The sequence below is a fragment of the Streptomyces sp. SID12501 genome (assembly GCF_010550245.1).
Lineage (GTDB): Bacteria > Actinomycetota > Actinomycetes > Streptomycetales > Streptomycetaceae > Streptomyces.
Genome location: NZ_JAAGLU010000074.1, coordinates 1 through 20,212, shown reverse-complemented (window position 1 = coordinate 20,212; position 20,212 = coordinate 1). Strand labels below are relative to the sequence as shown.

The following is a 20,212-nucleotide window of genomic DNA, read 5'->3' as shown; positions in this document are numbered from 1 at the left end:
TCGGGGACGCCTCGCGTGTGCTCACGCAGGACGTCCTCAAGCGGCTGGCCGTCCTGGACGCGGACGCCTACGGCGCCTGGTCGTTCATCGACCTCAAGCGCGTCCTGGACGGCACCGGAGCCGAGCCGTACAAGTCGGACGGCCGCATGGTCGTCGGTGCCGAACGCGTCTCACGCGCCCTCACCAACCGCGACAGCGACGGTTCCGCTTCCGCCGCCGAGTGACAGGGAGCCGACCCCCGGCGGGCCAGGGAGGCAGGGAGAACTCCCTGACCTCCTCCCTGGCCCGCCTCCCTGGCTCTGACCTGCATAAATGATCGTCAGGGAGGCAGGGAGGCATCGCAGGTCAGACCCCTGAAACCCCCTCCACAGCTCACCTGTCAGGGGGTGTCCCTGCCTCCCTGGCCCACCGCCGGAAGGGATTCCGCATGTACCCCGACCACACCCACCAGCCGCCTGCGCAGCGGGCGCTGGACGTCCACTACCCCACCCCGATACAGCCCGTCATCGCCGTTCCGGCGCCGCTCGTTCCCGTCCAGCCGGGCACCGTCCCGGCGGTCGCGTCCGTCGTGCTGCCCGACGGGCGGGTCGTCACCGGCTACGCCATCAACCCCGTGCGGCCCGAACCGGTCGCCACCTCGCTGGCCGTCTCCCGGACGGCCGTGAACGTCGCCCTCGGGGGTGTCGGGTTCCTCGCGGTGTGCGGCGGACTGCTGCTGCTCACCACGTTCATCACCGCCCTGACGGCACTGATCACTCAGCTCATCACCTTGGCCGCCGTGATCTTCGGCGGCTGGATCGCCGTCCAGGTGTTCAGCGCGAGCGGCCACAAGGGCGGGACCACGATCAACGCCCGCAAGGCAGTCATCAAGCGCAACAAGTTCTACGGCTGAAAGGGCCCAACTCCCGTGCCTCGAAAGGAAGCCATGACCACGCCCGCCACCACATCCGCCGCCCTCCGGGAAGACGACCCGCTCATGGAAGCGATCGCCCTCGCCGTCTGGGAACAGTGCGAGCGGCAGGACTACCGCACCACCCACGACGACCCCCGCAACATCGCCGCCGTCGCCGCCACCGTGGCCCGCGCACTCCTGCTGCCCGACACCACCGCCAACGACGACCCCGGGCCGGAGCCGGAATCGTGGCCGACGCCGGAAGACGCGTACGCCGGAGCCCCGCACCCCCGCGACGAATTCGACTGGCTCATCAGCCAGGCCGACGCCGGCAAGCGCAACCGGGAGTGGTGGCTGCGCCGCGCCGCCGTCGTCGACCGCAGGAGCGCCAACCTCCCGCCCGACCACCGCCTGAGGGACGAACACGCCCTCGAACTGGCCCACTTCCTGATCGAACTGGACGGCGCCACCGTCACCGGCGACCCGCGCGGCTACATCCGCCGCGAGTACGCCCTGTGGGCCAAGAACCAGTAGCTACGCCAAGGGCGGCCCCCCTCTCGCCAAAGCGCGGGGCCGCCCTTGTCCACCTGCCACTCAATGACCTGTGGAGGTCTCCCAGCATGACGCAACGCACCGACATTCGGCGAGTGCCCGACTCGCCGCCGACGATCGTGGGTCTGTGCGCCGGCTACGGCGGACTGGAAGCAGCGATGCGTGCCCGAATCGGCGGCCGGCTCGCCGCGTTCGCCGAGAACGACCCGCACGCCGCGACCGTGTTCGCCGCCCGACACCCCGGCATCCCCAACCTGGGGGACATCACCGCCGTCGACTGGGACCGGGTCCGCGACCTGTACGCCCCGGACGTGATCGGCGCCGGTTTCCCCTGCCGCAACACCTCCAACGCAGGACGAAGGGACGGAATCAATGGCCAGTGGTCGCGCGTCTGGAAAAACGTTGCTCAGGCTGTGGGCCACATTCGACCGCGGCTCGTCTTCCTGGAAAACGTGGCGGCGCTCCGCTCGCGGGGGCTGGACGTCGTCGCCGCCGACCTGGCCGCGCTCGGGTATGACGTCCGGTGGACATGCCTACGAGCTGGTGACCCCGAAACCGGCGCCCCGCACGAACGCGACCGCTGGTTCGCAGTTGGCCATCCCGCTGATGCCGACCCCCACCAGCTCGGACGGCACTGGCGGCCCCGGCACCTCCCCCAAACGACGGGGCGGACTGAACCTGCGCACCGCCGTCACCCGACTGTCGGCGCCGCCGGAAGTCTGAGCCTGGTCCCCACACCGGCCGCGCGGGACTGGAAGTCGGGCGCCTCCAACCTGTTGGAACGCAACTCCCGCCCGCTCAACGAATTCGTCGTCAACCGCCTCCCATACAGCGGTAGCTGGGTCTCCACCGACGGCACCGACTACGGACCCGCCATCCGCCGCTGGGAGCACATCACCGGACGGCCGGCACCGTGCCCTACCGAACCCGGCACCCGCGGCAACCGCCGACTGTCGCCCGTGTTCACGGAATGGCTCATGGGCCTGCCCGACGGCTGGGTCACCGCCGTGCCCGGCATCCCCCGCAAGGAACAACTCCGCATCCTCGGCAACGGTGTCGTCCCTCGGCAGGCCCGGCACGCCTACGGCCTGCTGCTCGAACCCCGGACGACCGCACGGCTCGAATGGAGGGCCGCCGCATGAGCGAACACCTCCTCAACGCGGCCCTGACCGCCGCCGAGCAAGGCTGGCACGTCTTCCCGCTCCGTCCCGGCACGAAGCGCCCCGCCCTGCACGGTGAGGCCGCGTGCCCCGGCACCGGCCCGTGCATGGTGGGACACCGCAAGTGGGAGCAACGAGCCACCACCGACCCCGACGTGATCCGTACCGCCTGGTCGCGGGCCCCGTACAACGTCGGCATCGCCGCCGGCCCTTCCGGGCTGCTGGTCGTCGACCTGGACATGCCCAAACCCAACAGCAGGAACGGGCAGTGCAGTTCAGACACGCCTGACGGCGCGACAACCTTTACGGCGCTCTGCGAGCGCGCCGGCCACCGGGTGCCCGACACCTACCGGGTGCGGACCGCGAGCGGCGGATCACACCTGTACTTCACCGCCCCGGACGGTGTGCGACTGACCAACACCGCAGGAACCATCGGCCCGTTGGTCGACACCCGCGCAACCGGCGGCTACGTCGTCGCCGCCGGGAGCATCACCCCCATCGGACCCTACAAAGCCCTCAGCGGCTCTGTGGCGGCCCCGGTGCCCGGATGGCTGCTGAGCATCCTGAAACCCGCCCCCAAGCCGCTACAGGCACCCTCAGTACCCGTAGCGGGCCAATCCAGCAGATATGCGGATGTAGCGTTCACCAACGAGGTCCACAACGTCGCCACCGCCGCCGACGGCACCCGCAACGCCACACTGCTGCGCGCCGCCCGCGCCCTGGGACGGTTCATCGCATCCGGCGACCTCACCCGCGTACGGGTCGAAGACGCTCTTAGAGGAGCGGCGGGGGCCAACGCCACACAGCCACAGCGCTACTACGACGACGTCATCCGACGCGCCCTGGACTGGTCCATCACCCACAACTCGCCCCGGGCCAGGGCCACATGACCTCTCCCCGTCTCTCTAAGAGCCTCACCGGACCCAGCACCAACCCGCGCGCCGCCGAACCCACCGCACCCCGGACCGCCATGGGCGAACCCAAGGGCGTCGCCGAAGGCGTCCCCAATGCCGTTCGCCCCAACCCGCCGCACAGCGACGGCCGTTACCCCGTCGCCTGGCTCCACATCTGCGCGCCGGGCAGGGCCACCCCGACCGCCACCTCACGGTGCGAGTGCGGCCGGAACCGCAGCGCCGTAGGACACCCGCGCGTGCTCGCCCTGATCGACGACCACACCGCACACCGCGACACCTGCCCGCTCCGCACCACCACGGAAGGAAGGGCCGCCGCATGACCGAGTCGACCCCCACCCCGCCTGCCATCGACGGCGCCGCGCTGCTCAACGAGGTGGAAGCGTTCCACCGCCGCTTCAACGTCTTCCCCCACGAGGCCGCCTACGTCGCCGTCGCGTTGTGGGACGCGCACGCTCACCTGCTGGACTGCTTCGACTCCACACCGCGTCTCGCGTTCCTGTCACCGGAACCGGGGTCGGGGAAGTCGCGGGCCCTGGAGATCGTGGAAACCCTCGTGCCGGAGCCGATGACGGCCGTCAACGCGTCCGCCGCCGCCCTGTTCCGGTCGGTGTCCGGACCGAACGGGCGGCCCACGATCCTGTTCGACGAGATCGACACCGTGTTCGGCCCGAAGGCAGGCGACAACGAGGAACTGCGCGGGTTCCTGAACGCGGGGCACCGCCGTACCGGGGTCACCTACCGGTGCATCGGGGACGGCGGCAACCAGACCGTTCAGGCATTCCCGTCGTACTGCGGAGTCGCGGTCGCCGGACTCGGGAACCTGCCCGACACGATCATGACGCGGTCCGTCATCATCCGCATGCGCCGACGGGCCCGTAACGAGCGCATCGAACCCTTCCGCGCCCGCCTGCACGAGGCGGAAGGTCACAAGCTCCGTGACCGGCTCGCCCAATGGGCCGAACACGCACGCGGGTTCGTCATGGGCGCCTGGCCCGACATGCCCGACGAGGTCAGCGACCGCCCCGCCGACGTGTGGGAACCCCTGCTCGCCATCGCCGACGCCGCCGGCGGCGACTGGCCCGACCGGGCCCGCGCCGCGTGCGTGACGCTGGTGACCGCGTCCAAGACCAACGACAAAGGCAGTCTCGGGGTCCGGCTGCTGACCGACCTGCGTGATCACGTGCTGGTCGGCATCGACCGTCTGCCCACCATCGCCATCCTCGACAGGCTCAACGCGCTCGATGACGCACCGTGGGCCGACCTGAGCGGCAAGCCACTCGACAGCCGGCGCCTGTCGAAGATGCTCGCGGAGTACATGACGGCCGACACCGAGCCGATCGCGTCCCGCAACATCAAGGCCGCCGGGAGCGTCCTCAAGGGCTACTACGCCACCGATCTGCACGACGCGTGGGGCCGCTACTGCCCCCCACCCCCGGAAAGTCCGCTACCTCCGCTACCGGGCACCGAAAACCCTTCCTGACCTGCGACAACACGGTAGCGGCAACCACCCCAGGTTGCCGCTACCGTGCCGCTACCCATCCGCTACCGCTACCTTTCCCGCTACCTCCAACAGGCCTCTGACCTGCGCGGTAGCGGCGGTAGCGGAAGTAGCGCCCCTCAGAGGAGGGGGTCCCGCCTCTCCCTTCCCCGCCCCGGACGCGAGGAGCACGTCGCCATGGCAACGCCCACTTCCAGCGACCCCCGATCCGGACTCCCGGACTTCTACCTCACTCCTGAAGATCTCGCCGTGATGTTCAAACTCCCGAGCGTCGAAACCGTCTACGCCTGGCGCCGGAAGCGCATGGGGCCGCCCGGCATCCGCATCGGCAAGCACGTCCGCTTCGATCCCGCAGCGGTCCGTGCATGGATCCACGAGCGCACCGAAGACAACTGATCAACCCACGACCGGAGGGGCGCGACTTGCACGAGTCGCGCCCCTCCGGCTTCCTGACCAAGGAGCACAACGTGGCAGGCCACATCCAAGACCGCTGGTTCAAGACCGACACCGACATCAACGGCAAGACCACCCGCACCAAGACCGATCGCCATGGCAAGGGTCTGCGCTACCGGGCCCGCTACATCGCGCCCGACGGGTCCGAGAGGTCCAAGAGTTTCCCCGACGGACAGAAGCGTCGCGCTGAGGATTGGCTGACCAACATCGAGGCCGACATGACACGCGGCCAGTACAAGGACCCGAAGTCCACCCGCACAACGTTCCAGGAGTTCGCCGAAAAGTGGCTGGCAACACAGAGCGGCGACCCGAACACCAAGGCGTCGATGACGTCTCAGCTCAAACTGCACGCCTTTCCCCGCATCGGGATCCGCTCGCTGGCGACGTTCCAGCCGAGCCACATCCGCGAGTTCGTGACGCAGCTTGAGGGGTCCGGCATGTCCGGCTCGTACGCCCGCGTCATCTTCTCCAACGTGCGCGCGATCCTCAGCGCCGCAGTCGAAGACGGCTACCTCCCCCGGAACCCCTGCCATTCGCGCACAGTGACGCTCCCCGAGATGGGAGCGCGTCGCGTGGTCCCGTGGCTCCCGGAGCGCGTCCACGCCATGCGCAGCAACTTCGTGGAGCGGTTCCGGCCCATGCTGGACGTGGGCGCGGGCTGTGGGCTCAGGCAGGGCGAGATCCTCGGGCTGTCCGTCGAAGAGCTCGACTTCGACAACGGCATGCTGCACGTCGTACAGCAGCTCAAGGTGAGCTTGAGTACGCCCGTGTTCGCTCCCCCGAAGGGCGGCAAGCTGCGTGACGTACCGCTCCCCGAGCCCGTAGCGGAAGCGCTGCAAGCGCACATGAAGCTCTTCCCACCGGTAGAGATCACGCTGCCGTGGATGCGGAAGGGCGGGCGCCCCGTGACGAAAACCCTGATCTTCACAGGGCCCAACGGTGGGCATGTCTGGCGTACGTCACTGAACGAAGACCACTGGAAGCCCGCGCTTGCGGCCGTCGGCGTCATCCCCAAGGCGAAGAGCCGAGAGCACGCCGCCGCCCGTGAGCACGGGATGCACGCCTTGCGGCACTTCTACGCGTCCGTACTGCTGGACTGCGGGGAGAGCATCAAGGCCGTGAGCGAGTACCTGGGTCACTCCGATCCCGGGCTCACGCTGAAGGTGTACGCACACCTCATGCCAAGTAGCCGGGACCGTGCCCGGACGGCCCTCGGGGAGGCACTGCGACCGCAAGGTCCGGAGCACTGACGGCCCACAGGCGGCCCAGAACGCGCGACGGCCCCCGATCTGCGCCGTGTGCGCAGGTCGGGGGCATGATCACAAAGGCTACTTCTTCTTGCCCTGGTTCTTGACCGCCTCGATCGCCGCCGCAGCCGCGTCCGGGTCGAGGTAGGTACCGCCCGCCTTCACCGGCTTGAAGTCGGCGTCCAGTTCGTAGGCGAGGGGGATGCCCGTCGGGATGTTCAGGCCGGAGATCGCCTCGTCGGAGATGCCGTCCAGGTGCTTGACCAGGCCACGGAGGCTGTTGCCGTGGGCGGCGACCAGGACCGTACGGCCGGTGAGGAGGTCGGGGACGATGCCGTCGTACCAGTACGGGAGCATGCGGTCGACGACATCCTTCAGACACTCCGTGCGGGGGCGCAGCTCCGGGGGGATCGTCGCGTAGCGCGGGTCGCCCGACTGGGAGAACTCCGTGCCGTCCTCGAGGGGCGGGGGCGGGGTGTCGTAGGAGCGGCGCCAGAGCATGAACTGCTCCTCGCCGAACTCGGCGAGCGTCTGGGCCTTGTCCTTGCCCTGGAGGGCGCCGTAGTGGCGCTCGTTCAGGCGCCAGCTGCGGTGGACGGGGATCCAGTGGCGGTCCGCGGACTCCAGGGCCAGCTGGGCCGTGCGGATCGCGCGCCTCTGGAGGGACGTGTGGAGCACGTCGGGGAGCAGACCGGCGTCCTTGAGCAGCTCACCGCCGCGGACCGCCTCCTTCTCGCCCTTGTCGGTGAGGTTGACGTCCACCCAGCCGGTGAACAGGTTCTTCGCGTTCCATTCGCTCTCGCCGTGGCGGAGGAGGATCAGCTTGTACGGTGCGTCGGCCATGCCCCGAGCGTAATAGAACGTTCTGATCCGCTGCTCGACCGCCCGGCAACCGGACGGTTGACGGGATCTGCTAATTGAGTGGCTCACGCGCGCGACCCGCTCGTAAGTTGTCATCACCGTTCGAGCTGCTTACGTCCGTGGGGGATTCCTGTGCCACTCGCCGCCCTGAAGCGCGCTGCCCGAGAGTCCGTCTCCGGGCTGCCCCGCGAGTTCTGGTGGCTGTGGACCAGCACCCTCGTCAACCGGCTCGGGGCCTTCGTCGCCACGTTCATGGCGATCTACCTGACCGTTCCTGTGGACTGAGCGGGAGTGAGTCCGTTCAGTCGCGCGCCCCGAACGGTCTTGGGCGAGCTGGTCCCCGGCGTACTCGACCCCGGGTGGCGACACGCATCCTGTGCGTGGTCCGGGCCCGGGAGGCCAGTTCCCTGTGCGACCTGGCCAGGTGGGTACGGCCAGAGGCGACGGAGAGGCCCTGAACCATCCTCTGGTGGAGCAGGGGCCCCGCACACTGACGCCGTACCCGGTGTCCCAGGTCGCACAATCACGTTAGCCCGATCGGCCCAGGACTCCGCAAGCCCGCAAGCCCGCGATCACTCGATCGAGCTAATTCGACCTCGTACACACTCCTTATGGCGGACATCGTGCGCCCCGAGGACCGTGTCCGCGCGTTCTCCCTGAACTACTGGGCGATCAACCTCGGGTTCGCCGTCTCCTCCGCCGGCGCCGGCTTCGTCGCCGAGGTCAGTTACACGGCCGGGTTCCTCGTCGAGGCCGGTATGACGTTGGCCTGCGCGGTCGTCGTCTTCCTCAAGCTGCCCGAGTCACGGCCGACGCGGGCCACCGAGGAGGAGGGGGCGGAGGCCTCCGTCGGGCTCGGGACCGTCCTGCGCGACGGGCGCTTCATGGGCGTCGTCGGGCTGTGCTTCCTCGTCGCGCTCATCTTCCAGCAGGCCGCGGTCGGGCTGCCGATCGCGATGGGCGAGGCCGGGTTCACCCCGGCGGACTTCGGGATGGTCATCGCCGTCAACGGCGTACTGATCGTGGCGTTTCAGATCCCGGTGACCCGTTTCATCGAACACCGGGACGCCCGTCGCCTCCTCGCGGCCTCGTCCCTCCTCGCCGGGTACGGCTTCGGGCTCACCGCGTTCGCCGGGTCGGTCGGCATCCTCGTCCTCACGGTCTGCGTCTGGACCCTGGCCGAGATCGTCAACGCGCCCACCCAGACGGGGCTGGTGGTACGGCTGTCACCGCTGCACGGGCGCGGTCGCTACCAGGGCATGTACACGATGTCCTGGTCGGTGGCCGGCCTGATCGCCCCGCTGATGTCCGGCTTCGTCATCGACCGCTTCGGCGCGGAGTGGCTGTGGGGGCTGTGCGCGGTCATCGGGACGGTGGCGGGGGCGGGGTACTGGGTGCTGATGGGACGGGGTGCGGTGAAGGACGACGACACCGGCCTGGCTGACCCGCCCTCGGGAGCCTCGGTGTCCGGGGCTGTGGCCGAACAGGCAGCCTGACCTTCCAGGGTCCGCAGGCACACGCCGGGCCGGTCGGGGACAGCGAAGCCGCGCCGGGGGCCAGCAGCGGCCGGATTTCGTGCACCGCCCGGGCAACGGTGGGGCGGCTGACCCGATGGGGAGGGCGGCCAGGGCCGCGTGCGGCTACTGGAGGGTGGAGAGTGCCTTCGCCTGGCTCCTTCAGTTCAAACGACTCCAGCCCCTGGCGGGTCGGTAGGCGGCAACACGTCAACGACGAAGGAACCCTTGTGCGGCAGCGTCTCAATCAGCCTTCGCTCACGAAGGTCCCGTAGCGCGCGTCGGATAGTCCGGTCGGCGACGCCGTAGGTCTCCGCCATCCGCGTAATGCTGGACAGTGCTCCACCCGGCGGGATACGTCCCGACCTGATCTCTTCTTCAACGGTGCGTGCAATCCGCTGCCACTCGTACTCGGCCATACCTTCAGCTTTGCCTGGTGCACCGAGATCTGCCTTGCTAGCCCATGGTGTACCAATGGCAACCGTGGCGTACCGTGGTACATCAATGGAAGACCCCCGCGCCGCTGTCACGGCCGGGGGCGTGGCCCACCAACCGACTAGGAGTTGATGAACATGGCCGAGCGTAGCGCCACCGCGCTGCACTGGCTTCTGGTGACCCTGGTTCTCTGGGGACTCACCCGCCTGTTGCCCGCGACCGGCACCCGCCGCAAGACACCGGCGGCAACTCGAACCGTCGTAACCAGCAGAAACGTAAAAGATCACGCGCACCCGGCAGCACAAGTACCGGCCCAGCGCAGGTCCCCGTACAGCACCGACACAGCAGCGCTGGACGGTTCCGCGTCCCGTCTGTCGCGGCCGTATCTGCCCGGCCTCGCGGGGTGTTGGGCTCCCGAGGCGGCCAAGTCACCCCGTACAGCCCGCGTACGGCCCTACTGGACGGCCCGGGAACGCGCGCTGCGGTGGAGGCGGCGGCGGGTCCTCGTGCTGGCGGCTCACTTCCGTCTCGACCTCGACCGTCGCAACATCCACGCCGTCCCGGTCGGGGGTGGCGTCCGATGACCGGCACGAGGGGTGCCAGGGTCGGCGCGGCCGGGCGGCAGGCCGAGTTGCCCATGCTGCGCGCCTACCGCCTGTGGTTCGAGCACACGCGTAAATGCGCCGAGTGCAAGGACGTACGCAAGGCACAGGACGGCTGCGAGAGCGGGCGGGAACTGTGGGCGGCCTACCGCCTCGCCTACGCCGAGGGGTCCGGATGAGCACGCCGCCGACGACGCACACGGACCGGTGCGGGACTGCCCGCGCCTCCCTGCTGCACCACGCTCCCATCCTCAGCGAGTTGGGCGCGTGCGTGCTCCCTCACGGGCACGACGGGGACCACCGCGACCCCTGGGGCCGCACATGGAACGTGATCCCACCCCACCGGAGGACGGCCGAGTGACCCACGCCCCCGAGCCGGCCTGGACGCCGGAACCCCCGTACCGGTCACCCCGGTGCACTCTCGGTCAGCATCCCCGCTGCCGGGACTTCGAGCCCCGTGACAGCGGTGTCCCCGGCGTGCGGTACCTGGTGTGCACGTGCTCCTGCCACCGGCTGACTCCGGTCCCCGCGAAGGGAGTCCGCCTATGAACTCCCTCCAGATCTTGCGGAGTTGACCGACCACCCGAAGGCTGCGGCGCTCCGGTAGGTCACCGACCTCCGCCGGAGCGCGGCAGCGGTGGAACACATTGCGGCACCTGACTCCGAGGGCGAAAGTGTCATCCATCTGTACACTAGATTCATGTCAGCTACATATCCAATCGCTGAAGCCAGAGGCAAGCTCGGAGAACTCGCACGCCGGGCCGCCCAGCACGAGCACATCACCCTCACCGATCACGGTGTCCCGACCGCGGTCCTCATCTCTCCTGCGGAGCTCGAAGACCTGGAGGACGCGCTCGCGCTCGCGCGTCTTGAGCGTGACCGTGCCCTCGGACGTACGGAGACTCCCGTCCCGCATGCCGAGGCACGGCGTGCGCTTCTCGAAGCCGCGGGAAGGGGGAGCGAGGCGTGACCTGGCAGGTCCAGTGGGAACCAGCAGCGCTCAACGAGGCCACTGGTTACCTCAAGGACGACCCGCAGGGGGTGGACGCACTTCTCCAGGCGACCGACCAACTCACGGAGAACCCCAGGCCCGAAGGATCCCGAGCCTGGGGCACTCACCACCGCCGCCTTCATCACGGGCCCTGGCGCATCCTCTACCGCTTCGACCAGGACGCGCGCACCCTTCACATCGAACACGTCGGGCGAACCGGAGCCTGACCTGAGTCGGAGTCCGAGCCCACACCCTGGTCGGAGGGGCCCCCGGGCGCTACCGGCTCGGGCGAGGATTCAGTCCGTAGGACGCCGGGTCAGGTGGGCGAAGGCGTCCAGGTTGCGGGTCGGCTCGCCCCGGGACACCCGCCAGGCGTACTCCTTGCGGATCGCCGACGCGAACCCCAGCTCCAGCAGGGTGTTGAAGGCGCCGTCGGCCGCCTCCAGGACCGAGCCGAGGAGGCGGTCGATCTCCTCCGGGGTGATCGCGGACAGGGGGAGCTTGGACGTCACGTACACGTCGCCCAGGCGGTCCACCGCGTAACTCACGCCGTACAGCTTGAGGTTGCGCTCCAGGAGCCAGCGGTGGACGCCCGGCTCGTTCTCGTCCGGGTGGCGGATCACGAACGCGTTCAGCGAGAGGGAGTGTTTGCCGACGAGGAGCGAGACCGTCGTCGAGAGTTTGCGGGTCCCGGGGAGTTTTACGACGTAGTTGCCGGGGTTCGGGCTCTCCCAGTCCAGTTCGGCCTCGGTGAGGACCTGCTCGATGATCGACGCCGAATCAGCCATGCAGCGAGCGTACGCGACGCCTGTGGGCCTGCATCGCGGCCGTGTAGACGTCCCCCGTGGCGGCGGCCGAGGCGTCCCAGCCGAAGCGTTTGGCGTGCCGGGCCGCCGACGCGCCCATGCGGGCGGTCAGGGTGTCGTTGTCGGCGAAATCGCGCAGCACGCGCGCGTAGGCGGCCGGATCGTGGCCCTGTACGAGGAATCCCGTGCGTCCGTCGTCGACCGCCACCGGGAGGCCGCCCACCGCTGCCGCCAGCACAGGTGTGCCCGCCGCCTGGGCCTCGATGGCGACCAGGCCGAACGACTCGCTGTAGGACGGCATGACGAGGACGGAGGCCGCCCGGAACCAGTCCGCCAGCTGTTCCTGGTTGACGGGCGGGCGGAAGCGTACGACGTCCGCGATGCCCAGGCGGGCGGCGAGCTTCTGCAGGCCTTCCGGCTTGGCCAGGCCGCTGCCGCTGGGGCCGCCGACTATCGGGACGACGATGTTGGCGCGCAGCTCGGGGCGCTCGTCCAGGAGGACGGCGACCGCGCGGAGCAGCACGTCGGGGGCCTTCAGGGGCTGGATGCGGCCCGCGAAGAGAGGGATCAGGGCGTCCTGCGGGAGGCCCAGGCGGGCGCGGGCGGCGGCGCGGCCGTCGGCCGGGGAGAAGCGGTCGAGGTTGACGCCCGGGTGGACGACGGCGACCCGGCCGGGGTCGGCGTCGTAGTGCCGTACGAGTTCGTCGGCCTCTTCGGCGGTGTTGGCGATGAGACGGTCGGCGGCGGCCACGACCTGCATCTCGCCGATGACGCGGGCGGCGGGCTCGGGGCTGTCGCCGGTCGCCAGGGCGGCGTTCTTGACCTTGGCCATGGTGTGCATGGCGTGCACCAGGGGGGTGCCCCAGCGCTGGGCGGCGAGCCAGCCGACGTGGCCGGAGAGCCAGTAGTGCGAGTGCACGAGGTCGTAGTGACCGGGGCGGTGGCCCGCCCAGGCCTGCATGACGCCGTGCGTGAAGGCGCACAGCTGGGCCGGCAGGTCCTCCTTGGGGAGGCCTTCGTAGGGGCCCGCGTCGATGTGGCGCACGAGGACGCCGGGGGCCAGCTCGACGGACGGGGGGAGGGCGGCCGTGGTGGCCCGGGTGAAGATCTCGACCTCGATGTTGATCGCGGCGAGGCGCTGCGCGAGCTCGACGATGTAGACGTTCATACCGCCGGCGTCGCCCGTGCCTGGCTGGTGGAGCGGGGAGGTGTGCACGGAGAGCATGGCCACCCGGCGGGGCCTGCGACGGCGGCCCAGCAGGCCGATGTACTGGCTCACGCGCGTTCCTCCTTCTCGGCCCAGACCTTTGCCGCTGTTCGCAGCTTGCTGTTCGCGGCGCGCTCTTCACGGTTCGCCCTTCGCGCAGCTCCGAAGGGTCAACGCCGGGAGGGGGCGACCCATTTCCTCTTTGCCCAATCATTACTGTTTCCCGCTCAACCGTTCGATAGCGTGCCGCCCCTTACCCTCGTACGCATGGCTGCTCCCCGCGCATCGGTACGCCCCCTTGGAACGGTGACGCGTGGGACGACCAACCCCAATCGGCTGCGCCGTATGGACCGCTGGATCGCGGCCACGCACGGCGCCGCCCTGCGCCGCGCCCCCTCCCCCGTCGCGGTCGACCTCGGGTACGGGGCCGCGCCCTGGACCGCCGTCGAGCTGCTCGCGCGACTGCGTACCGTGGCGCCACGCGTGCGCGTGGTGGGCGTCGAGATCGAGCCCGCCCGGGTCGCGGCGGCGAAACCGTACGAGCGCGAGGGGCTCACCTTCCGGCACGGCGGCTTCGAGGTGCCGGTGCCGGAGCGGCCGACGCTGATCCGCGCGGCGAACGTCCTGCGGCAGTACGACGAGGCCGAGGTCGCCGACGTCTGGGCGCGGCTGTGCGCCCGGCTCGCACCGGCCACGAGCGACTCCCGATGCACCTTCGGGGGCACACTCGGGGGCACTCCCGGGGGCGACTTCGGGGGCGGGCTGCTCGTCGAGGGGACGTGCGACGAGATCGGACGCCGGCACGTGTGGGTCGCCCTGGGGCCGGAGGGGCCTCGCACGGTCACCTTCGCGACCCGGCTCGGTTCCCTGGACCGCCCCTCCGACCTCGCCGAGCGCCTCCCGAAGGCCCTCATCCACCGGAACATCCCCGGTGAACCGGTGCACGCCTTCCTGCGCGACTTCGACCGCGCCTGGGCGGGCGCGGCGCCCTACGCCTCGTACGGGGCCCGCCAGCGCTGGATCCGGGCGGTACGGGACCTCACGGCCGACTGGCCGGTGACGGACGGGCCGACGCGGTGGCGGCAGGGTGAAGTGACCGTGGCGTGGGGGGCGTTGGCGCCTCGGCGCTGAGTTGTCAGGTGCCTCGAATTGCTCACGGTTCGAGGGCAACGATCTCTGTACGCCGTTCGTCACACATGCGGGGAACGTGGGAAAGGCACGCAACCTGCGGGATGCCTGTTGCTTTTTGCGGTGACATGGCACGATCCCCCGGGCACCGTAAGTTACTGACGGTTAATCAAGTGGGCGAAATGGTACGGGGGTACGGAGAATGGGAGCCGGCAAGCGGAGTCTGGTCGCGACGGCCGTGGGACTGGTCTGCGCGGTCACTGTCCTCGGCGGCGCGGGCGCCGCGTTCGCAAGCCCAGCACCGACCCCGACCCCGACCCCGACGGCCACACCGACCCCGAGCGTGACGCTGCCGCCGAACAAGGACCTGGAAGCCGTACAGAAGAGGCTGGAGAAGCTCTACCACGACGCCGCGGTCGCCACGGACGCCTACAACGCGGCCGAGGAGCGGTCCGAGCGGCAGTCCGCCGAGATAGTCGAGCTGGCCCGGGAGATCGTCAAGGGACAGAAGCGGCTGGCCCAGCTGAAGGACCGCGCGGGTGCCGCGGCGCGCGCCCAGTACCGCTCGGGCGGTCTGCCGCCGACGGCGCGGCTGTGGCTCAGCGACGATCCGCAGGCGTGGCTGGAGGGGGTCAGCCTGATCCGGCAGGGCGAGAAGGCGACCACCGGCCTGCTCGCCGAAATGACGCGCACCCAGCAGGACTTGCAGCTGTACGCGCAGGACGCCTCGGCCCAGTGGACGAAGCTGGAGGCGAGCCGGAAGGCCAGGGCCGCCGCCCAGAAGCAGATCGAGCAGCAGATCGCGGCGGCCGAGAACCTGGAGTCCCAGCTCCAGAAGGAGGAGAAGGAACGCCTCGCGGAGCTGGAGCGCGAGGCCGCCGCCAAGGCGCAGACGTCCTGGCTCGGCTCCGGCGTCATCGACGACACCGACGGCAGTACGACGGCACAGGCCGAGAAGGCCGTGCAGTTCGCCACGGCACAGACGGGCAAGCCGTACGAGTGGGGCGCCGAGGGCCCCGGCACGTACGACTGCTCGGGCCTGACCTCGGCGGCCTGGGCGGCGGCCGGGGTCACCATCCCGCGTACCTCGCAGCAGCAGTGGGACCAGCTTCCGCACGTCGACATCGAGGACATGCGTCCCGGCGACCTGATCGTCTACTTCGACGACGCGAGCCACATCGCCATGTACGTGGGCGAGGGCAAGATGGTGCACGCCCCGCGGCCCGGGCGGACGGTGACGATCGCGGGGGCGGGATCGATGAAGATACTCGGGGTGGTCCGGCCGGGCGCGTGAACCCGGCGGCCACCGCGGACAATTGGTCACATACGGCAACTTTCATGCCGTACGGAACATCCCGCACCGCCCGTGACCCGTCCCACGTGACGCACCGCACCCACCGGCACCGCCAAACCCTCTGGCGGACGTGATGTTCGTCATCCCCGGGTGGGCAACCTCGTGCCCAAGTGCGTTGCAGAGCAAGGCATATGACATCGGCGCCACCCCATGGACGCGCCGCCGACCATTCCGCTGCGGGCCTGTCAACCGCTATGGTCCCGGTCGGTGGATCGAGACCCCTCGCCCATCGTGCCCTCGGGGGGAGGGAAGGAACCCACGACGATGCCCGTACCCGTACCGCGGCAGAGAGCGGTCCCGGCCCTGGAGAACAGTCAGGCGCCGGCGCCCGGCATGCCCGGAGCGACCTCCACGGGCATCCCCTGCCCGGACGGCCCCTCCAGCACCACCCCCCTCACCGCCCCCATCAGCGCACCCGTCACGGCCCCCAACACGCATCTGACCCTGCTGCTGATCCAGGACGACCCGGGCGGCTCTCCCGTCGTGCCCGAGCTGCTCGACGCGTCGGGCAAGCCGATCCGCGTGCGTACGGCACGCAACCTCACCGAGGCCGAGCGGCTGCTCACCGACGACGTCCACTGCATCCTGCTGGACCTCGCCCTGCCCGCGCCCCACCACAGCGAGGACGGCAACGACGACGAACTGGCGGTGCTGAAGCACGTACTGCGGATCGCGCCCCGGCACGCCGTCCTCGCGCTCACCGCCTCAGGCGACGTCGAGCGCGGTACGGAGGCGGTGCGCGTCGGCGCCCAGGACTACCTCTTCCGCGACGAGCTGGACGGCCGGCTGCTGAGCCGCGCGATCCGCTACGCGGTGGAGAGGAAACGCTCCGACCGAGCCGAACGCCGGCTCACCGAGTCCCGGCTGCGGGCCCAGGAGAACGCCCGCCTGGAACGCGGCCTGCTGCCCACCCCGCTCCTCGACGGCTCCTCGCTGCGCTTCGCCGCCCGCTACCGCCCCGGCCGCTCCCGCGCCCTGCTCGGCGGCGACTTCTACGACACGGTGCGTACGCCCGACGGCACGGTCCACGTGATGATCGGCGACGTGTGCGGACACGGCCCCGACGAGGCGGCGCTCGGCGTGGAGCTGCGCATCGCGTGGCGCGCGCTGACCCTGGCGGGCCTGTGCGGCGACGACCTGCTGGGCACGCTGCAGCAGGTCCTCGAACACGAACGCGAGAACGACGAGATCTTCGCGACGCTCTGCACGGTCGACATCTCGCCGGACGGCCGCAGCGCGGGCCTGTGCCTGGCCGGCCACCCGGCTCCGCTGCTGATCCGCCCGGCGCCCGCGTCCTGCGGGCTCTCGGACTCTCCGGCCGTGGCGGAGCTGCTGCCGTACGAGAACAACGGCCCGGCGCTGGGACTGCTGCCGGGGGCCCGCTGGCCTCGTACGCAGGTGCGACTGGGGGCCGAGTGGACGCTGATGCTCTACACGGACGGCCTGATCGAGGGCCGTGTCGGCGCGGGCCGGGAACGACTCGGCCAGGACGGCATGGTGGCGATGATCCGCCGCCAGCTGGCCCAGGGCCTGCGCGGTGAGAACCTGCTGCGGGCGGCCGTGAGCGAGGTCCGCGAGCTGAACGGCGGGGAGCTGACGGACGACCTGGCGGTCCTGCTGCTGGACCGCCTGGCGTGAGTATCGGGGCGGGTCAGCGACCGCCGTTGTAGGGCCCGTACGGCCCGTCGCTGCTGGAGCCGCCGCCTCTGCGGCTGCGTCCGCCGCCGGGGAGACCGCGCAGGGCCGGTCGTACGTCGACCATGTACACGATCGTCGCGACCAGGCCGATGATCGGCAGGAACGACAGGATCTCGAAGAACAGGCTCACCACGAAGGCGAGCCCGAGGACGACCAGCCAGAACACCTTGGTCTTCTTGTCGACCGCCCGATAGGCGTCCTCCCGGTGCACCGCGGCGTCGATGAGCGCGAAGCCGCTGAAAAGGGTAAAGGCCGTGCTCAGCAGCCACATGAACCCGTCGAAGCCCTGCATCAGCACTACGTCCACCACCAAGTTCGGTCAGTTCGTCCGTGCGGTCACCGTACCCGCCACCGGAAACCCGCTACCCGCCAAACGGGCCGGACACTCATGGAGTGCCCGACCCGTCCTCGTACACGCTGTTTCACCCGTTCGGCTCTGCCTACTTGGTGGGCGGAGTCGTCTTCTTGGCGGCGGGCTTGCGGACCGGGGCCTTCTTCGCGGCGGGCTTGGCGACCGGGGCGACCTTGGCCTCGACGGGAGCCGGGGCGGGCACCTTCTCCTCGGTCGCCACCTTGACCTCGACCGGCTCGGCGTTCGGCTCGACGGCGATCGCCAGTTCCTCGATCTCCTCGGCGGCCTCGCCGCGCCAGGTCTTCACGGCCTGCTCGCCGTGCTCGGCGACCTTCTCGTACGTCTCGCGCGCCTTCACGGCGTACTCGGCGGCGACGCCGACACCACGCAGGGCGAGGTCCGTGGCGCTCTCGCCGAGCTTCTTCAGGTCGGCGTCGATGGTGGAGCCGAGCTTCTTGAAGTCGCCGTCCAGCGTGGTGATGAACTCGCCGACCTTGGTCTGGATGGTCTCCTGCGCCTCCTTGGCACGGCCGGCGGCCTTCTCCTGCGCCTCCTTGGCGCGAGCGGCGGCCTTCTCCTGAACCGCCTTCGGGTCGGTGGCGCGCACGGCCTCGATCCGGGCCGGCGCCTCGGCACGCAGCTGCTCGACCAGGCCGGGCACCTTCTTGGCCTGCTGAAGGGCGAGGTCGGCGGTGCCGGCGGCGAAGTAGAACGGCGTGGGGTCGCTGAAGGTCTTGCGGAGGTCGTCGGTGATGGCCATGGTGATGGTCCTCCCGGGTTGCTTCGAACTGAGGGTTTGGGGTTTCCGCGAACGTCGGGCCGGTCTCGACCGGAGCATCTGGTGCGTCTGGTGCGTCAACTGGCCGTCTGCTGCGGGTCGGCGTCGCTGCCGGTGCCTATGTCTGTGTCTCTGCCTGCATCACTGTCTGTGTCTCTGCCCGTGTCACTGCCCGTGTCGCTGTGAGCGGCACCCGGAACGTCCGGCACAGGGACGTCCGTCGAGGCGGGTGCGCTGCCCGGATCGGCGATCCCGGCGATCTCGAACCCGTTCTCCTTGCGGAAGGACTCGTAGATCTGCAGCAGCACCTGCTTCTGCCGTTCACTGAGCGTGGGATCGGCGAGGATGGCGGCACGCGTCTCCACCTCGTCCCGGTCCCGCTCGGCGTCAAGGATCCCGGCCCGCACGTACAGCGTCTCGGCGGAGATCCGCAGCGCCTTGGCGACCTGCTGCAACACCTCCGCGCTCGGCTTGCGCAGCCCGCGCTCGATCTGGCTCAGATACGGATTGGACACCCCGGCGGCATCGGCGAGCTGCCTGAGGGACAGCTGCGCGGTGCGCCGCTGGTCGCGCAGGTACTCACCAAGATTGCCGACGTTGAGCGTTGCCATGCGTCCACCTTGCCGCACCCTTGCTAACTATTGCAAGCGCCTGCTTGCAAAAGTGCGCTACGCCACTTCGAGCCCGACGGATTACCGAAAAAGATGGTCTGTTGACGAGTCGTGGGTGGAGATTGTCGTCGACCTTTGAGGCGGGGGTCGGGGCGATGAAGACGGTTCCCGCGACGGACGGAGGGCCCAGACGCTTCTCCACCACGGCGCTGACCACGTATTCCATACGCGGGCGCCGCGTCCGGGGCCGCGGAGACCGGGAGGATTTCGTCACCCCCGGTCAACGCGGCCACCCCCACTACGGACGCCGGCCGGCACGCGCAACGACCTGAATCAACGACCCGCGAAGTACGGACCTGGCTGTCAGCTGTTGCTGCTCGACCGCCCGAAGAACTCGATCTCCGCGATGGCGACCTGCTTGTCGGAGGCGGCACCGTACGCCGAGCGCAGGATGAGGCGGACCGAGGTGACGTCGCCGACGCGGAAGGCCCGGCGCTGGCCGCCCGGCCCCCGGTCGAGGGTGAGAGTGCGGGTCGTCGTCTTTCCGTCCGCCGTGGTGACGCGCGCGTCGATGCGGCGCGGCAGGGCCGACTGTGAGAGCTGGCTGGCCTGGGTGGAGACACCCGGGGTGATGATGACGTCCAGCAGCCGGGTCGGCTCGGCGAAGCGGGCCTCCACCCATTCGCCCTCGGCGGACTGTGTGATCCCCGGCCCCCACCAGGTGTTGCTGAGCTTGTCGAAGAGGAGCTCCGGCTTGTGGCCCGGGTAGGACCGCGAGGCGCTGATCTTGTCCGGGTCGACCGCAGCCCGCTTGGCGAAGTGGTCGCGTACGGCCCCCACCGCCGTGTCGGTGTAGACGACGGCCGTGATCAGCAGGGACAGCACCAGCGCGCCGACCACCCAGTTCAGGACGCGCCCGAAGCCCCGGCGCAGGCGCGGCCGCTCACCCGCCCACGGGGTCTCGCCGTTGCGGTTGCCCAGCAGGCGGCGCCACCACGGGCGGTGGCCCGGGGACTCGGGGCCGTGACCCGCCAGGGACATCGCGCACCGGCCGCAGAAGTGGCGGTCCGGCCGGTTGGGGGTGGCGCACCAGGGGCAGGGCGGGCCGCCCTCGGCACCGGGCTCCCGGCCGGGGGTGCGCACCTGTGGCCGCTGCGCT

The 20,212-nt window shown here is 70.1% G+C and carries 23 protein-coding genes and 3 pseudogenes; 18 read left to right on the top strand and 8 right to left on the bottom strand.

The window, feature by feature from the left end; all coding sequences use genetic code 11:
- The 9 genes and pseudogenes from G3I71_RS43655 to G3I71_RS43615 all read left to right on the top strand — a co-directional run.
- Positions 1 to 224, top strand: a pseudogene (locus tag G3I71_RS43655) (ATP-binding protein); the annotation flags it as partial.
- Between the two features lie 203 nt (positions 225 to 427).
- Positions 428 to 892 carry a hypothetical protein gene (locus G3I71_RS43650; protein WP_164324202.1) on the top strand — a complete coding sequence of 155 codons (465 nt, stop codon included), beginning with the start codon at positions 428 to 430 and terminating at the stop codon, positions 890 to 892.
- 33 nt (positions 893 to 925) lie between these two features.
- A complete protein-coding gene (locus G3I71_RS43645; RefSeq protein ID WP_164324200.1) occupies positions 926 to 1,426 on the top strand; it encodes a hypothetical protein in 501 nt (166 codons plus the stop codon).
- Between the two features lie 86 nt (positions 1,427 to 1,512).
- Positions 1,513 to 2,586: a DNA cytosine methyltransferase gene (locus G3I71_RS43640; RefSeq protein WP_164324198.1), complete on the top strand. Its 1,074-nt coding sequence runs from the start codon at positions 1,513 to 1,515 to the stop codon at positions 2,584 to 2,586.
- Complete coding sequence (locus G3I71_RS43635; protein WP_164324196.1) at positions 2,583 to 3,494, top strand: bifunctional DNA primase/polymerase; 912 nt, start codon at positions 2,583 to 2,585, stop codon at positions 3,492 to 3,494. The genes G3I71_RS43640 and G3I71_RS43635 overlap by 4 nt, the downstream gene beginning before the upstream one ends.
- Entirely contained in the window at positions 3,491 to 3,838 is a 348-nt protein-coding gene (locus G3I71_RS43630) for a hypothetical protein (RefSeq protein ID WP_164324194.1), read from the top strand. The genes G3I71_RS43635 and G3I71_RS43630 overlap by 4 nt, the downstream gene beginning before the upstream one ends.
- Positions 3,835 to 4,998, top strand: a complete 1,164-nt coding sequence (locus G3I71_RS43625; RefSeq protein WP_164324192.1) for a DUF3631 domain-containing protein — start codon at positions 3,835 to 3,837, stop codon at positions 4,996 to 4,998. Before G3I71_RS43630 ends, G3I71_RS43625 begins: the two co-directional genes overlap by 4 nt.
- Positions 4,999 to 5,193: 195 nt before the next feature.
- Positions 5,194 to 5,412 (top strand): helix-turn-helix domain-containing protein, encoded by a 219-nt coding sequence (locus G3I71_RS43620; protein WP_164324190.1) that lies wholly within the window; start codon positions 5,194 to 5,196, stop codon positions 5,410 to 5,412.
- A gap of 71 nt (positions 5,413 to 5,483) precedes the next feature.
- Positions 5,484 to 6,719 (top strand): tyrosine-type recombinase/integrase, encoded by a 1,236-nt coding sequence (locus G3I71_RS43615; RefSeq protein WP_164324206.1) that lies wholly within the window; start codon positions 5,484 to 5,486, stop codon positions 6,717 to 6,719.
- Between the two features lie 78 nt (positions 6,720 to 6,797).
- Here the strand turns inward: G3I71_RS43615 and G3I71_RS43610 are convergent, their stop codons facing one another.
- Positions 6,798 to 7,559, bottom strand: coding sequence for a phosphoglyceromutase (locus G3I71_RS43610; RefSeq protein WP_164324188.1), 762 nt, complete (start codon positions 7,557 to 7,559; stop codon positions 6,798 to 6,800).
- A 150-nt stretch (positions 7,560 to 7,709) separates the two neighbouring features.
- Here G3I71_RS43610 and G3I71_RS43605 point away from each other — a divergent pair.
- Together G3I71_RS43605 and G3I71_RS43600 are read left to right on the top strand one after the other, a co-directional pair.
- A pseudogene (locus G3I71_RS43605) lies at positions 7,710 to 7,850 on the top strand (MFS transporter); the annotation flags it as partial.
- A 335-nt stretch (positions 7,851 to 8,185) separates the two neighbouring features.
- Positions 8,186 to 9,073: pseudogene (locus G3I71_RS43600) on the top strand (MDR family MFS transporter); the annotation flags it as partial.
- A 185-nt stretch (positions 9,074 to 9,258) separates the two neighbouring features.
- On the opposite strand, the gene G3I71_RS43595 reads toward G3I71_RS43600, so the two are convergent.
- Positions 9,259 to 9,510, bottom strand: coding sequence for a winged helix-turn-helix domain-containing protein (locus G3I71_RS43595; protein ID WP_164324186.1), 252 nt, complete (start codon positions 9,508 to 9,510; stop codon positions 9,259 to 9,261).
- 153 nt (positions 9,511 to 9,663) lie between these two features.
- Between G3I71_RS43595 and G3I71_RS43590 the strand changes: the two genes are divergently transcribed.
- The 4 genes from G3I71_RS43590 (at position 9,664) to G3I71_RS43575 (ending at position 11,346) form a co-directional block, all read left to right on the top strand.
- Entirely contained in the window at positions 9,664 to 10,110 is a 447-nt protein-coding gene (locus tag G3I71_RS43590; RefSeq protein WP_164324184.1) for a hypothetical protein, read from the top strand.
- Positions 10,107 to 10,307: a hypothetical protein gene (locus G3I71_RS43585; protein ID WP_164324182.1), complete on the top strand. Its 201-nt coding sequence runs from the start codon at positions 10,107 to 10,109 to the stop codon at positions 10,305 to 10,307. The genes G3I71_RS43590 and G3I71_RS43585 overlap by 4 nt, the downstream gene beginning before the upstream one ends.
- A gap of 521 nt (positions 10,308 to 10,828) precedes the next feature.
- Positions 10,829 to 11,098 (top strand): type II toxin-antitoxin system prevent-host-death family antitoxin, encoded by a 270-nt coding sequence (locus G3I71_RS43580; protein WP_164324180.1) that lies wholly within the window; start codon positions 10,829 to 10,831, stop codon positions 11,096 to 11,098.
- A complete protein-coding gene (locus tag G3I71_RS43575; protein WP_164324178.1) occupies positions 11,095 to 11,346 on the top strand; it encodes a type II toxin-antitoxin system RelE/ParE family toxin in 252 nt (83 codons plus the stop codon). The genes G3I71_RS43580 and G3I71_RS43575 overlap by 4 nt, the downstream gene beginning before the upstream one ends.
- Before the next feature lie 69 nt (positions 11,347 to 11,415).
- Here G3I71_RS43575 and G3I71_RS43570 read toward each other — a convergent pair whose 3' ends face one another.
- The gene (locus G3I71_RS43570; RefSeq protein WP_164324176.1) at positions 11,416 to 11,907 is read right to left on the bottom strand and encodes a YbjN domain-containing protein; all 492 of its coding nucleotides are present in this window, start codon (positions 11,905 to 11,907) and stop codon (positions 11,416 to 11,418) included.
- Positions 11,900 to 13,150 (bottom strand): D-inositol-3-phosphate glycosyltransferase, encoded by a 1,251-nt coding sequence (gene mshA, locus G3I71_RS43565; protein WP_203732942.1) that lies wholly within the window; start codon positions 13,148 to 13,150, stop codon positions 11,900 to 11,902. Before mshA ends, G3I71_RS43570 begins: the two co-directional genes overlap by 8 nt.
- 249 nt (positions 13,151 to 13,399) lie before the next feature.
- Here mshA and G3I71_RS43560 point away from each other — a divergent pair, with 249 nt between their 5' ends.
- The 3 genes from G3I71_RS43560 to G3I71_RS43550 all read left to right on the top strand — a co-directional run bounded on the left by G3I71_RS43560 (position 13,400) and on the right by G3I71_RS43550 (position 17,252).
- Entirely contained in the window at positions 13,400 to 14,263 is an 864-nt protein-coding gene (locus tag G3I71_RS43560) for a class I SAM-dependent methyltransferase (RefSeq protein WP_164324172.1), read from the top strand.
- A gap of 199 nt (positions 14,264 to 14,462) precedes the next feature.
- Positions 14,463 to 15,554: an NlpC/P60 family protein gene (locus G3I71_RS43555; protein ID WP_164324170.1), complete on the top strand. Its 1,092-nt coding sequence runs from the start codon at positions 14,463 to 14,465 to the stop codon at positions 15,552 to 15,554.
- 324 nt (positions 15,555 to 15,878) lie between these two features.
- Positions 15,879 to 17,252 (top strand): PP2C family protein-serine/threonine phosphatase, encoded by a 1,374-nt coding sequence (locus G3I71_RS43550; RefSeq protein ID WP_164324168.1) that lies wholly within the window; start codon positions 15,879 to 15,881, stop codon positions 17,250 to 17,252.
- Between the two features lie 13 nt (positions 17,253 to 17,265).
- Here the strand turns inward: G3I71_RS43550 and G3I71_RS43545 are convergent, their stop codons facing one another.
- From G3I71_RS43545 to G3I71_RS43530, 4 genes are all read right to left on the bottom strand, one after another.
- Positions 17,266 to 17,604 carry a DUF2516 family protein gene (locus G3I71_RS43545; protein WP_164324204.1) on the bottom strand — a complete coding sequence of 113 codons (339 nt, stop codon included), beginning with the start codon at positions 17,602 to 17,604 and terminating at the stop codon, positions 17,266 to 17,268.
- A gap of 148 nt (positions 17,605 to 17,752) precedes the next feature.
- Positions 17,753 to 18,424 carry a hypothetical protein gene (locus G3I71_RS43540; RefSeq protein ID WP_164324166.1) on the bottom strand — a complete coding sequence of 224 codons (672 nt, stop codon included), beginning with the start codon at positions 18,422 to 18,424 and terminating at the stop codon, positions 17,753 to 17,755.
- 95 nt (positions 18,425 to 18,519) lie between these two features.
- Positions 18,520 to 19,053, bottom strand: coding sequence for a helix-turn-helix domain-containing protein (locus tag G3I71_RS43535; RefSeq protein ID WP_164324164.1), 534 nt, complete (start codon positions 19,051 to 19,053; stop codon positions 18,520 to 18,522).
- A 363-nt stretch (positions 19,054 to 19,416) separates the two neighbouring features.
- On the bottom strand, positions 19,417 to 20,212 hold a 796-nt coding region (locus tag G3I71_RS43530), incomplete at its 5' end, for a zinc ribbon domain-containing protein (RefSeq protein WP_164324162.1).